This is a genomic window from Nonomuraea sp. NPDC049625, assembly GCF_040675285.1.
GTDB lineage: Bacteria > Actinomycetota > Actinomycetes > Streptosporangiales > Streptosporangiaceae > Nonomuraea > Nonomuraea angiospora_A.
Genome location: NZ_JBFAOQ010000004.1, coordinates 90,870 through 104,956, shown reverse-complemented (window position 1 = coordinate 104,956; position 14,087 = coordinate 90,870). Strand labels below are relative to the sequence as shown.

The 14,087-nt window shown below is 74.2% G+C and carries 7 protein-coding genes; 3 read left to right on the top strand and 4 right to left on the bottom strand.

From position 1 onward, the window contains the following. Positions 1-7: 7 nt before the first annotated feature. On the bottom strand, positions 8-1,504 hold the full coding sequence (locus AB0J87_RS18925; RefSeq protein ID WP_363966770.1) for an alpha-L-fucosidase: 1,497 nt from the start codon (positions 1,502-1,504) through the stop codon (positions 8-10). A 132-nt stretch (positions 1,505-1,636) separates the two neighbouring features. Here AB0J87_RS18925 and AB0J87_RS18920 point away from each other — a divergent pair, with 132 nt between their 5' ends. Together AB0J87_RS18920 and AB0J87_RS18915 are read left to right on the top strand one after the other, a co-directional pair. Continuing rightward, positions 1,637-4,594 (top strand): glycoside hydrolase family 2 TIM barrel-domain containing protein, encoded by a 2,958-nt coding sequence (locus AB0J87_RS18920; RefSeq protein WP_363966768.1) that lies wholly within the window; start codon positions 1,637-1,639, stop codon positions 4,592-4,594. Positions 4,595-4,609: 15 nt separating this feature from the next. Further along, positions 4,610-6,232: a DapH/DapD/GlmU-related protein gene (locus AB0J87_RS18915; protein ID WP_363966766.1), complete on the top strand. Its 1,623-nt coding sequence runs from the start codon at positions 4,610-4,612 to the stop codon at positions 6,230-6,232. On the opposite strand, the gene AB0J87_RS18910 is transcribed toward AB0J87_RS18915, so the two are convergent. Genes AB0J87_RS18910 through AB0J87_RS18900 form a run of 3 tightly spaced genes read right to left on the bottom strand, consistent with a single transcriptional unit; the run spans position 6,169 to position 11,781 of the window. Next, on the bottom strand, positions 6,169-7,380 hold the full coding sequence (locus AB0J87_RS18910; RefSeq protein ID WP_363966764.1) for a GDSL-type esterase/lipase family protein: 1,212 nt from the start codon (positions 7,378-7,380) through the stop codon (positions 6,169-6,171). The genes AB0J87_RS18915 and AB0J87_RS18910 overlap by 64 nt on opposite strands. Positions 7,381-7,402: 22 nt before the next feature. Then, on the bottom strand, positions 7,403-10,081 hold the full coding sequence (locus AB0J87_RS18905; protein ID WP_363966763.1) for a family 78 glycoside hydrolase catalytic domain: 2,679 nt from the start codon (positions 10,079-10,081) through the stop codon (positions 7,403-7,405). Further along, the gene (locus AB0J87_RS18900; protein ID WP_363966761.1) at positions 10,075-11,781 is read right to left on the bottom strand and encodes a hypothetical protein; all 1,707 of its coding nucleotides are present in this window, start codon (positions 11,779-11,781) and stop codon (positions 10,075-10,077) included. The genes AB0J87_RS18905 and AB0J87_RS18900 overlap by 7 nt, the downstream gene beginning before the upstream one ends. 411 nt (positions 11,782-12,192) lie before the next feature. Between AB0J87_RS18900 and AB0J87_RS18895 the strand changes: the two genes are divergently transcribed. Further along, complete coding sequence (locus AB0J87_RS18895) at positions 12,193-14,064, top strand: beta-L-arabinofuranosidase domain-containing protein (RefSeq protein WP_363966759.1); 1,872 nt, start codon at positions 12,193-12,195, stop codon at positions 14,062-14,064. Positions 14,065-14,087 lie beyond the last annotated feature (23 nt).

Below are 14,087 nucleotides of genomic sequence, written 5' to 3'. Positions count from 1 at the left end.
CTCCAGGTCAGGTGATTTTGAGCATGTACGCGGCTTTCGTGGGTGGCGTCGGGGGCAGGTCGGCATACAGGGCCTCCTCAGCCAGCCGCCAGGCGACGGGGCCGTGGCCCAGGAGCTCGACCCTGGCGGGGCGGCGCTCCAGCAGCCCTTCGCCGGTGCCCATACTGGTGATCGCGGCCGTCCCCTCCTCCGGCCAGGCGAGCAGCGTGGCGTACACCGCGTCGCCGCGCCGGGTGAAGCGGATGTCGCCCGGCCGGTAGGCGCGGTCGGCCTCGTTGTAGCCCTCGTACCCCTTCGTCTCGCCCAGGCCCGTGGCGCCCTCGGCGGCGCGCTTCCACGGCGTCGTGCCGTACACGCCCTCGCCGCACACCCGCAGCCAGTCGCCCACCTCGCCCAGCAGGGTACGGGCGTGCGCGTCCACGGTGCCGTCGGCGCGCTGCGGGACGTTGAGCAGCAGGGTGCCGTTCTTGCTGACCACGTCGATCAGCGTGTGCACGACCTGCTGGGACGTCTTGCGCGGGTGGAACATCGGGTCGTCGTCCGAGCAGTCGAACCACTCACCGTCGCTGGTGTCGAACTGCCAGGGGTACGGCTGCGCCGCGTCGAGCTGGCGGCGTTCGCAGTCGAGGACGACGGCGGTGCGGTCGGCGTCGGGGACGTCCTTGACGGTCACCAGGCCGCCGGTCGGGCAGGTGTTGTAGTAGTGGGCGAGCAGGTCGAGACCGCGCGTGCTGACCGGCTCCGACTCGACCACGCTGCCCGCGTCGAACGGCAGGCGGCCGTCGTCGAGATAGACCAGGTCGGGGTGGTAGCGGTCGATCGCCTCGCGCACGCGGGCGTAGAAGCGGTCCGCCACCTGGGGCGGGGGCTTGGCGCCCGGGGCGTGCCTGGCCGGGTAGAGCTCGGCCGGGTCGAGGCCCTCCCACCAGGTGCCGGCGCCGTCGCCCTTGGCCAGCGCGCCGTCGTGCGGCCGGCCGGTGGCCGGGTCGGCGCCGTGCGCGACGTCGAGCCAGCGCCAGGTCCAGTTGTTGTGGAAGCTGAGCCCGAACGGCAGCCCGGCCGCGCGGGCCGCCCGCTCCCAGGCGCCGACGATGTCGCGGCGCGGGCCGATGCGGGTGGCATTCCAGGCATGCTGCCCGGAGTCCCACAGGTCGAAGTTGTCGCAGTGGGCGGCCAGGGCGACGAAGTAGCGGGCGCCGCTGGAGACGTACAGGTCGATCAGCTCGCCGGGGTCGAAGCGCTCGGCGCGCCAGCGGTGGAAGAGGTCCTTCGCGCCGCCCGCGCCGAAGCGGGCGCGGTGGTGGGCGTGCTGGCGGTCGGCGCGGCGGCGCTCCCAGGCCTCGGAGGCGGGTTGCATGCCGTAGAGGTGGCGGGCGTACCAGTCGCCCGAGCTCGCCACGGACTGCGGGCCCCAGTGCGACCAGATGCCGAACTTGACCTCCCCGAACCACTCGGGGATGGGGTGACGGCGAAGCGACTCCCAGTCCGGCAGAAACCCGCGCATGGCCCACCTATCTTATTGAAACGATTTACCTAGGATATATTTATTCAATGTCGGATGTCAATGCATGAGGAGCTGGCAGGCGGGAATCTTCGCGTATAGGGTTAAAACGTTTTGTCGCGGAAGGGCGTGCGGATGGTTGACTTCCACGAAGATCCCGGGCCGGGCTCCGGGCGGCGGGCGGCACGCGCGGACTTCCTCTCCGACGCGCCGCGCCTGTCGCTCAACGGTCAGTGGCGCTTCCGGCTCTCCGGCACGGCCGAGGGCACCGGCCCCTCGCTGCCCGACCCGGCGCTCGACGACACCGGCTGGGAGACGATCCGGGTGCCGTCGCACTGGGTGCTGGAGGGGTACGACCGCCCGCTCTACACCAACACCGCCTACCCGTTCCCCATCGACCCGCCGCACCTGCCCGACGGCAACCCCACAGGCGACTACCGCCTCCACTTCGACCTGCCCGAAGACTGGCCCGACGGCCGGCCCGGCGGCAGGGCCATGCTGCGCTTCCAGGGGGTGGACTCCTGCGGCACGGTGTGGCTGAACGGCTCGTTGCTCGGCCACTCGAAGGGGAGCAGGCTGCCGTTCGAGTTCGAGGTCACGGGGCTCGTCCGGCCGCGCGGCAACCTGCTCGCCGTACGCGTGCACCGCTGGTCGTCCGGCAGCTACCTCGAGGACCAGGACATGTGGTGGCTGCCGGGCATCTTCCGCGACGTGGAGCTGCTGGCCCGCCCCTCCGGCGGCATCGACGACCTCACCGTCCGCGCCTCCTACGACGCCTCCGGCGGCTCCGGCACCCTCCTCGTCACCGCCGACGCCCCCGGCCTGGTCGAGATCCCCGAGCTGGGCCTCGCGGTCGCGACCGGGGAGGAGGTCACCGTCCCCGGCGTCGAACCGTGGAGCGCGGAGTGCCCGCGCCTCTACCGCGGCACCCTCACGGCGGCCGGGGAGACGATCGACCTCCCGATCGGGTTCAGGACCGTCGAGATCGCCGGCGGGCGGCTGCTGATCAACGGGGCGCCGGTCCTCTTCCGCGGCGTCAACCGGCACGAACACCACCCGGAACGCGGCCGGGCCCTCGACCGCGACACCATGATCCGCGACATCGTGCTGATGAAGCGGAACAACGTCAACGCCGTCCGCACCGCCCACTACCCGCCGCACCCGGAGTTCCTGCGGCTGTGCGACGAGTACGGGCTGTGGGTGGTGGACGAGTGCGACATCGAGACCCACGGGTTCATCTACGCCGGTTGGGAGGGCAACCCGCCGGCCGAGCCGATGTGGCGCGACGCCCTGCTCGACCGGGCCCGGCGCATGGTCGAACGCGACAAGAACCACCCCAGCGTCGTCATCTGGTCGCTGGGCAACGAGAGCGGGAGCGGGCCGGCGTTCGGCGACATCGAGCGGTGGATCCGGGCCCGCGACCCCGGCCGGCCGCTGCACTACGAGCGCGATCCGAGCTACCGGCACTCCGACTTCCACAGCCTCATGTATCCGTCGCTGGACGACCTGGAGCGCATCGGGCGGCGCGAGGAGGACCCGCCGGACGGGGTCGTGCCGGGGTCGGCCGACGACGTGCGCCGTCGCGGGCTGCCGTTCCTGCTGTGCGAGTACGCCCACGCCATGGGGAACGGGCCCGGCTCCCTGGCCGACTACCAGGCGATCCTGGAGTCGTACGAGCGGTTCTGCGGGGCGTTCGTGTGGGAGTGGATCGACCACGGGCTGACGGGGCACGACGCGCTGGGCCGCCCGTACTTCCGGCACGGCGGGGACATCGACCACCAGCCGAACGGCGGCCGGTACTGCCTGGACGGGCTGCTGTTCCCCGACCGCACGCCGTCCCCGGGGCTGGCGGAGCTGCGCAAGGCGATCGAGCCGGTCGGGATCGCGGTGGACGTGGGGGCGGGGGAGGTGGTGGTCGCCAACAAGCACGACCTGATCGACCTCGGACACCTGGACTTCCGGTGGTGGGTTGAGGTGGACGGCGTCCCTGCGTCGAAGGGCGGGGTGCTGCGGGTCCCGGGGTGCGGGCCGCGGGAGACGGTGCGGGTGCCGTTGCCGGAGGTGGCGGTCGCGGGGGAAGGCGAGACGTGGATCACGATCGAAGCCGCGCTCGCCGCCGCGACCCGCTGGGCGCCGGCGGGGCACGTGGTCGCCTTCACCCAGTCCCGCCTCGGCCCCACCGCCTCCCAGTTGGCGGGCGGAACGGCGGATGGCCTGGTGGGCGGCGATGCGACGAGGACGCCGGGCAGTGCGCCGGGTGGCGGGCTGCGGTTGGGTGGGGCGGTGTTCGATCGGAGGAGCGGGCGGTTGGTCCGGCTGCACGGGGTCGAGCTGGACGGGCCGGTGCTGGACGTGTGGCGGGCCCCGACCGAGAACGACCGCGGCCAGGGCCCCAGGAACGCGCTCGCCGCCGACTGGGAGGCCGTGGGGCTCGACCGCTTCCTGCACCGGACCGTCGCCCTCGAAAGGCCGGACGACCGCACGCTGGTCGTCCGCGGCCGGAGCGGCCCGGCCACCCGGACCCTCGGCTTCCTCACCACGTACACCTGGCAGTGGCGCGACGGCGCGCTGCACCTGCGGATCGAGGCCGAGCCCGTCGGCGACTGGCACGACACCGCCTACGGCCACCTGAACGTGAGCCCGCCGCGCATGGGCGCCAGGTTCGCCCTGCCCGGCGGCTACACCGACGTCACGTGGTTCGGGCGGGGCCCGGGCGAGTCGTACGCGGACAGCCGGGACGCCGCGCGGGTGGGCCGGTACGCGCTGGCGATCGACGCGCTCCAGACCCCGTACGTGGTGCCGCAGGAGAACGGCAACCACGTCGAGACCCGCTGGCTGATGCTGTCCGGCGCGGGGCTGCCGACCCTGCGCGTGGACGGCGAGCCGCACCTGGACTTCACCGCCCGCCGCTGGACCAGCGAGGCGCTGCAGGCGGCGGGCAGGCCGCACGACCTGCGCGACTCCGGACGCGTCTGGCTGAACCTGGACCACGGGCAGCAGGGCCTCGGCAGCGCCTCCTGCGGCCCCGCCCTGCCCGAGCGGTACCGGCTGCCGGTCCGCCGCCACTCCTGGTCGATGACGTTGACCGCCTGAGAGGATGCTGATCACATGACGGAACCGACCAAGTTCGACTTCTGCCCGTGGCTGTTCTGGGACCACGCGACCGAGGAGGACCGCCGCGCCCAGGAGAGCCACCTGGAGGAGCTGCGGGCCAGGTTCGACCTCAAGGCGGGCAAGGTGTTCGTCTCGCCGCTGGCCGCCGTGTACGCCGACCGCCTGCGCATGGGCGACCACTGCTACATCGCGGCCCACGCGTACGTCACCCATGACGTCGTCATGGGCGACGACTGCACCGTCAACCCGTACGCCGTGGTGCGCGGGAACATCGTGCTCGGCGACGCCGTGCGGATCGGCGCGCACACGTCCCTGCTCGGCTTCAACCACGGCACCGCCCCCGACCGCCCGGTCTTCCGCCAGCCGACCACGTCGAAGGGCATCCGGATCGGCGACGACGTGTGGATCGGCTCGAACGTGGTCGTGCTCGACGGGGTGACGATCGGCGACCACGCCGTCGTCGGCGCGGGCGCGGTGGTCACCAAGGACGTGCCCGCCTGGGCCATGGTCGCGGGCAACCCGGCCCGCCGCATCCGCGACCGCCGCGCCACCGGCTCGGGGGACGATCTGGAGGGGCTGCTCGCCGGGTTCGCCGCCCGTGCCAGGGAGCAGGCGGAGGACGTGCTGGGGCGCTGCTGGACGGGGGAGCGGTACGTGGACCGCCCGGACGCCCCGCCGACCGTCCGCGCCTGGTGCGACGCGGTGGAGATCGCCGACCTCCTCCTGGACGGCCCGCCCCCGACCCCGGCGCGGGAGGAGATCGTCGCGTTCCTGCGCGACCGCCAGGACCCGGCCACGGGCCTGGTCCCGGAGCTCGACGCCTCCGGGCCACCGGAGCTGGACGGGGTCACCGCCTATCACGTGCTCTGCGTCGGCTACGCCCTCGACCTGCTCGGCACCCGCTTCCGGCACCCGGTCCACGCCGTCGCGGACGTCACCTCCCAGGACCTGATCGCCTCGCTCGACGCCCTCGACTGGGAGCGCAACGCCTGGACGGCGGGCTCGTGGGTGGACGCGTTCGGCACCGGCCTGCACCGCAACCTCGCCGACTTCGGCGTGCGCGGCGAGACCGAGACCCTGTACGGCTGGCTGCTCACCCGCTGCAGCCAGGCCCACGGGATGTGGGGCGAGCCGGACCCGGACGCGGGCTGGCTGCAGGTGGTCAACGGGTTCTACCGGCTCACGCGGGGGACGTTCGCGCAGTTCGGGCTGCCGGTGCCGTACCCGGAGCGGGCCGTCGACACCGTGCTCGCGCAGGCCCGCGACCCGCGCTACTTCGGCCCGGACACCGGCAACGCCTGCAACGTGCTCGACGTCATCCACCCGCTGTGGCTGCTGGGCAGGCAGACCCGGCACCGCCGCGAGGAGGGTGCGGTGTGGGCGAAGGAGCACCTCGTCCGGGCGGTCGGTGGCTGGCACGACGGGGCGGGCCTCAGCTTCGCCCTGACCAGGGGGAGCGGCGCGGCCCGCACGCCGGGGCTGCAGGGTACCGAGATGTGGCTGGCCATCATCTGGCTGCTCGCCGACTACCTCGGCGTCTCCGACGCGCTCGGCTACCGCCCCCGGGGCATCCACCGCCCGGAGCCGGCGGCGCGCCTGCCCAGACCCGGCCGCTGACCGGCGGCATCGAGCAACACGCGCAGTTCGAGCGCGGCGGCCATCGCCCGGTGGCCCGCCGCGCTCGGGTGCAGGTGGTCGCCGCAGTCGTAGCGGGGCAGCAGGCGGCGGGGGTCGGCGGGGTCGCGAAGCGCCGCGTCGAAGTCGGCCGGCCCGTCGAACACGCCGCCGTCCCGTACGAACGCGTTCACCGCCTCCCGAGCCCGCTCGCCCTCGGCCGTGTGGTACTCCGCGCCCGCGAACGGCGGGAGCGTGCCGCCGATCACGCGTACCCCGGCGGCGTGCGCCCGCTCCACGATGCGCCGGTAGGCGGCGACGAGCGGCTCCGCCCGCGCGCCCGCCCCGAGGTCGTTGACGCCCGCCAGCAGGATCACGGCGCCGATCCCCGGCTTGGCCAGCACCTCGGCGGCCAGCCGCGCCTCGGCGTCGCGTCCCGTCCCGGCGGCCAGCACCCGGCCGCCGGACACGCCCTCGTTCACCACGGAGAGCGGCCACGACTCCAGCAGGGCCCGGTCGGCGAGGAGGTCCGGCCAGCCGTGGCCGGTCTCGGAGCCGACCCCGGTCGTGATCGAGTCCCCGAGCACCGCCACGGCCGACACCGGCTCGGGCGCGGTGACGATCAACGCGTCCAGCCGGTGCCAGACCGCCACCCCTTCGACGTACGCGGCCCCGTCCTCGTCGGCGGCGTGGTCACCGGGGAGCGACCGGTAGGCCGCGTCGTCCGGCGGGGCCGTGGCCCGGTTGCGGCCGGTCAGGACGCCGCCGTCGCCCCGCAGGTGCAGGCTGACGGCCAGGCGCTGCCGGGGGGCCACCCGGCCGGGCAGCGGGTCCCCGAGCACGGTCGCGCCCGGGGCCAGCGTCACCTCCGGCCGCCCGCCGAACGTCACCGTCCGGTTCGACCCCGGCACCAGCGCCGCCCCGGAGCGCGGGACACCCACGCGGACGTGCCCGAAGGTCACCGGCCGGTCCCCGAGCGCGTTGGTCAGCCGGACCCGCAGGCCGGTCCCGCCCGCGCCGGTCCGCACCAGATTGCGTACGGTGAGATCCCGCAGCCCGGCCCCCGCCCGCTCGGCGGCGGCCGCCCACGTGGTCACCGGACGGCCTCCCGTCATCAGGCTGCTCCCGGCCCGCTCGGCGGTGGCTGCCACGTTGTCACCGGGCGGCCTTCCGTCATCGCTCCCACGCCGCGGTGAACTCGTAGCGGCCGGACGCGACCCGGCACACCAGCGCCCCGCCGGCGACCTCACCGGGCACGGGCGCGCCGGACTCGCGGACCGACGCCGGATCGGTGGTCGGCACGTGCACCGTGGCCTCGGCCCCCGGCGGGATGCGGACCTCCAGCCGGAGCGTGTTCCCGTCCACCTCCCACCGGCTGCCCAGCCGGCCCAGCGGGCTGTCGTACGAGGCCGCGGCCCACTGGAGCCGCCCGCCGGGCAGCGGCCGGATGAGCGGGCGGCGGAACCCGACGGACCCCTCCTCCTGCCCGATCCCCGCGACCCCGCCGTACAGCCACGCCCCGACGGAGCCCAGCGCGTAGTGGTTGAAGGAGTTCATGGCGACGGGCCCGAAGCCGCTCTCCTCCGTCCACCCGTCCCACCGCTCCCAGATCGTGGTCGCGCCCCGCTTGATCGAGTACCCCCACGACGGGTAGCGGTCGTCGTGCAGCAGGGAGTAGGCCAGGTCGTGGTGGCCATGCGCGGACAGGACGGGACCGAGCAGCCCCACCCCGGCGAAGCCGGTGGTCAGGCGTCGCCCACGCCGTTCCAGGTCGGCCACCAGATGCCCGACGGCCGAAGGGACGAGGGGCGAGGGGATCAGGCCGTGCGCGAGGGCCAGCAGGTAGCCCGTCTGCGTGTCGCCCGTGACGCGGCCGTCCGCCGACACGAACGCCCGGACGAAAGCCTCCCCGATCCTCGAACGCAGCTCGGCATAGTGGGCGGAAGCGGCCACGTCGCCCACCACGGAGGCGGCCTTCGAGGTCAGCTCCGCGCTCAGCGCGAAGTACGCGGTGGCCATCACCTCGCGCGAGGTCCGCCCGCCCGCCTGCAGCCAGTCGCCGTAGTGGCTGCCGGTCCGGTTGCGCCAGATCAGGTCGGGGTTGTGGCGTTCGACGTGGTCCACCCAGCGCCGCATGCTGGGCAGGCTGTCGCGCAGCACCCGCTCGTCCCCGTACACCCGGTACAGGTGCCACGGGACGACGGTGGCGGCGTCGCCCCAGCCGGGCGTGCCGTGCCGCTCGGTCATCACGTGCGGGATCACGTCCGGCACCGCGCCCTCGCCGGTCTGCGCGTACCGCAGGTCCGCCAGCCAGCCGGTGAAGAACGCGGCCACGTCCGCGTTGTAGCAGGCGGTCGGCAGGAACACCTGCGCGTCGGCGGTCCATCCGAGGCGTTCGTCGCGTTGCGGGCAGTCGGTCGGCACGGAGACGAAGTTGCCGCGCTGGCTCCACCGGATGTTGCTCATCAGCCGCCGCACCATGTCGTCCGAGCACGAGAACTCGCCCGCGACCGGCGTGTCGGAGTGCAGCACCCGCCCCACGACCTCGACGTCCGCGTGCCCGCTGACCTCGACGTACCGGAAGCCGTGCACGGTGAAGCGCGGCTCGAACGTCTCCACCGCCGCCCCGGCCGCCACATAGTGGTCGGTGGCCTCGGCCGAGCGCAGGTTGGCGGTGTAGAGGCCGCCGTCGTCGTCGAGCGCCTCGCCGTGGCGCAGCGTGACCCGGGCGCCCTCGGGGGCGCCGCGCACCACCAGGCGGACCCGGCCCGCGATGTTCTGGCCCAGGTCGACGATGGTACGGCCGTCGCCTCGGCGGACGTCCACCGGCACGAGGTCCTGGGTGACGCGGACGGGCTCGGCGGCGGACGGGACGAGGACGTCGTGCGCGGTGTCCACGACTCCGGCGGGGGCCCAGGAGGCGTCGTCGAATCCGGGCAGGTCCCAGCCGGGCTGTTCGAGGCGCGCGTCGTACCACTCGCCCATGAGCAGGTCGGCGTGGCGCAGCGGCCCGGTGCTCTCCCGCCAGCGCCCGTCGGTGCCGACGACCGTACGGGAGCCGTTCTCGTGCTCGGCGACGATCTGGACCAGCAGCTGCGGGCGCCGGCCGTACCGCTGCGCCTGCTGCCGCATGTCCCAGCCGAGGCTGCCGGACCACCAGCCGTCCGCGAGGATCGCCCCCACGCAGACGGGGCCGTCGCCGGCCAGGTCCGTGACGTCGTACACCTGGTACGGCACCCGCTGCCGGTAGTCGGTCCAGCCCGGCGTCAGCTCGCCGTCGCCGACCCGGTGGCCGTTGACGCGCAGCTCGTACAGCCCACGGGCGCTGCACGCGATCCGCACGGCGGTCGCCGGGGGCAGGTCGAGCACGCGCCGGAAGTACCGTGGCGCGGGCAGGCCCGCGGTGCGGGCGGAACGCGGCTCGCCCTCGTCGGTGGGCGGCTCGAACGGCGGCTCGGTCTCGGGATCGTGGCCGATCCAGGCCGCCACCCACTCGTCCTGGTGCATCACCCCGGTGTCGAACCACGACTCCGCCGCCCCGCCGGGCCCCGTCTCGCTCCGGGCCTCGACCGTCCAGGTGCAGCGGGTGAACGACGCCAGCGGCGCGCCGCCGTAGTCGGCGCTGACGTCCTGGCCCTCGACCCAGCCGCTGTCCCAGACCAGCGCGCCGCGCGCGTGGACCCGGATCCGGTACGCGTCCTGCGCGTCGCCGCGCCGGTCCGAGGCCAGCCGCCAGCTCAGCCTCGGCACCGGCGTGCCGATGCCGAGCGGGGTGCCGCGGTGCTCGCAGCGCAGGTCGTACGGCCGCAGCGAGCCGCCTGCGGGCACCTCGGGGAGAGACCAGTTCACCATGCCCACTCCTTCGCCGGCCGGGCCAGCTCGTAGTCGCGCCGGGGCGCGGTCGGATGGACCTTGCGCCCGCTGTACATCGGCCGGGCGGTCCCCTCCGGGCTGATGCCGATCACGTCGTCCCCCCGCCAGCGCACGCGGTACTCCCGCCCCGCCGCCACCTCGGTGGTCGCCGTCTCGGGCACCGGGAACGTGACCGTGACGCGCTCCCCTCGCCGTGGCGCCGGGATCGACAGATAGCCGTCCGGCGCCCACGCCCCGGCCTGGGTCCCGTCGAAGCCCCCGCTCTCGCGGGCGACGCGCACCTTGGCGTACCCGGCCCAGTCGGGCACCCGCATCCGCAGCTCGCGCAGGTCCTCGTGGACGTCCAGGTCGACGCGGCCCTCGTGGGGGAGGTGGCTGAGCACGGTGACGTGCCGGGTGGCCCGGGTGAGGAGCAGGTTGACCCGGACGGCGTGGGGATCGGCGGTGACGATCGAGTTCCAGCCCCAGAACAGGCCGCGCAGCCCCGAGCCGACGCAGCACGCCTGCACGTCGGCCGTGTGCCCGCGGCCCAGCTCCACGTCGCAGACGAAGTCGTTGGGCGCGCCGTACCCGGCGAAGGCCCCGCGTACCCGCTCGCCCACCCGCACGTGGGTGACCCAGCCCGGTTCGTCCCCCGAGGTGTCGGGCGCGGACTCCACCCAGCTCAGGTCCAGGAGCTGCGACTCCACGAGATGGTTGCGCAGGAACCGCTCCACCACGCCCCAGTACGCGGTGTGGCCCGACCCGGCCAGCGTGGTCCCGGTGCCGATCAGGTCCACCAGGGAGCAGCTCTCGTGCTCGTAGCGCTGGTCGGCCAGGTCGCCGGGCGTCCAGCCGAACGCGGTGGCCTGCCCGAGTGCCCAGTCGTAGGCGCGGCGGACGTACGCGGTCAGCTCGTGGTCGCCGACGTGGCGGGCGTAGCGGGCGAGCCCTTCGAGCGTGCCGAGGCGGGTGTGGAAGTGGGCGCTGCGGTACGCGCGGGCGGGGTTGAAGGAGCCGTCCTCGTTGAAGACCCCGCTCTTGTGCACGATCAGCCGGGCGAACCAGCCGCACAGCTCCAGCGCGTCCTCGTTGCCCGTCGCCTGGTGGTAGCGCAGCAGCGGCATGATGAGCCGGCCGCTGAACGAGGCCGGGTCGGGGGCGAGGTGGAGCGCGATCGCGTTCGGCGAGGGCCAGCCGCCGGGGGTGTACTCGGAGGCGGGGTAGAACCACACGTCCCGCTCCTTGATCGCGATCCGCTTGAGCGCGGCCACGTGCCGGTCGGCCAGCCTTCTGGCCTCGGGGTCGCCGTCGGAGACGTACCAGGTGGTGAGCGAGAGGAGGACCGCCCGCTGGTCGATGAGGTTGGCGTTCGGGGGCCAGCCCACCTCGGGGCGCGCCAGGCGGTAGCTCAGCCCGTCGTCGCCGAAGAAGCCGATCAGCCGCCGCCTGAACCCCTCCTCCACCTCTCGCCAGGTGTCCTTGCCGGTCATCTGCCGGGCGAGCACGCAGGCGTCCAGGAGCCGTCCGTGGCTGGAGCCGTAGTCCCAGTCGCCGTGCCGCAGCGCCGCGGGGCGGGCCAGGAGGTCGGCGCTGAAGTACGGGATGCCGTCCATGTCCTGGTCGGGCAGTCCGGCCACCGCGTTCATGGCCAGCTCGGCCCGTTCTTCCAGCAGCACCGTGTCGGGGATTTCGGGCATGGGCGTCCCTTCGCATAAATATTCATACATGCATAGACGTCCCATCAAGCGTGCGTCGTCCCTCCCGCCCCGTCAAGCCGCACCCCCGCACTTCGGCCGAGGTCCTTCTGGGGGGAAGGGGTGGCCGAGGGTGCGCGCCGTTCCCGCCCCACGGCGCGCTCGGCGGCGCCACGCCCCGCTCCAAGCGGCGGCGACGCCCCTCGCTCCAAGCGGCGACGCACGGCTCCGCTCCAAGCGGCGACGCTCGACGGGCGGTCGGTGGTGCGCGCCGCCACCCCGATTCCGGCGGGTGGCCGGTGGGCGCCCTCCCCAAGGGACGGCAACCCCGGTCGGCGGGTCCCGGATACGGCATCGTGGAGCATAAATATTCGACCCTTGTTGGATATTTGGCCCTGAGGCAGGATGAGCAGTATGAGCGATGATCGGATGTCTTCGGTCGTACGGCCCGGCCCCGACGCGGCGGTGGCCCTGCGTCCCGTGGCGGGCGGGCGGGTCGAGGGCGGGTTCTGGGGGGCGCGGCAGCGGGTCAACCGCGAGGTCACGATCCCGCTGGGCGGCGAGCGGGTACGCGAGTCCGGCGCGTTCGACAACCTCAGGCAGGCGGGCCCGCATCGCGGCAAGGTGTTCGCCGACTCCGACGTCTACAAGTGGCTGGAGGCGCTCGCCTGGGAGCGCGGCCGGGCGGACGACGACGACCTCGCGCGGCCGTACAAGGAGGCGTCCGAGCTGGTCGCGGCCGCCCAGTGCGACGACGGCTACCTGCACACCCACACCCGGCTCACCGGCGCCGAGCGCTACTCCGACCTGGCCTCCAGCCACGAGCTCTACTGCGCGGGCCACCTCATGCAGGCGGCGGTGGCGGGCAGCCGGGCGGTCGGCGACCGTACGCTGCTGGGGGTCGCCACCCGGCTCGCCGACCACCTGGCGGCGGCGCTGCCCCCGGACGCGCTCGACGGCCACCCCGAGGTCGAGATGGGCCTGGCCGAGCTGCACCGGGAGACCGGCACGCGCGCGTACCTCGACCTCGCCGCACGCCAGGTCACCACCCGCGGCCACGCGCTCATCCCGCTCAAGGGCCACCACGGGCCCGGCTACCGGCAGGACCGGGTGCCGGTGCGCGAGGCCGCCACGGTCGAGGGACACGCCGTACGCGCCATGTACCTGGCCGCGGGAGCGGCCGACGTCGCCGTGGAGACCTCCGATCTCGAGCTGCTCGCCGCCCTGGAGCGGCAGTGGCACGACATGGTGGCGACCAAGACGTACCTCACCGGCGGCCTCGGCTCGAACTGGTACGGCGAGGCGTTCGGCGGCCACCACGAGCTGGCCCCGGACACCGCCTACTGTGAGACCTGCGCGGCCATCGGCAGCATCCAGTGGTCGTGGCGGATGCTGCTGGCCACCGGCGCGCCCGGGTTCGCGGACCTGATCGAGCGCACGCTCTACAACGCCGTCCTGCCCGGCGTCTCGCTCGGCGGCGACCGCTTCTTCTACGTCAACGCGCTGCGCGTGCGCGCCGGCGCGGACCCCGACGACCTGCGCTCGCCGGCGCGCGGCCGCCAGGACTGGTACGGCACCGCCTGCTGCCCGCCCAACGTGATGCGCCTGCTCTCCTCCCTCGACCACTACCTCGCCACCAGGGACGGCGACGGCGTCCAGCTCCACCTGTACGCGCCCGGCACCGTGCGGGCGGGTTCCGTGGTGCTGGAGGTGGCGACCGGCTACCCGTGGAGCGGCCGGATCGAGATCACGGTCAGGGAGACCCCCGACCGGCCGTGGACGCTCTCGGCCCGCATCCCCGCCTGGGCCGACGCCGCCGGCGTGGACGACCGGCCGGCCGAGCCCGGCACCTACCACCGCGTCCGCAGGACCTGGCGGCCCGGCGACCGGATCGTGCTCGACCTCGGGATCCGGCCCCGGCTGACGGTGGCCGTACCCCGCCTGGACGTGGCCCGCGGGCAGGTGGCCGTCGAGCGCGGCCCGCTGGTCTACTGCCTGGAGCAGGCCGACCACCCCGGCGTCATCGTGGACGACCTGTGCGTGGCGGGCGCGGACCTCCGCGACGGGACCGCCGTCACCGGCCTGCCCGACGAGGTGGTGCCGGTCATCGCGCGCGGCCGGGCCCACGTGCACCGGGAGGAGGACGGCGGCTTCCCCTACCGCACCGCCGCCGCCCCCCACGAACCGGAGCACGCGGGCCCGGTTGACCTCACGTTCGTGCCGTACTACGCGTGGGCGAACCGGGGGACGGGCCCGATGACGGTCTGGGCGCCGATGCACGGCTGACCCATGATCTCCGGGCGCGCGTG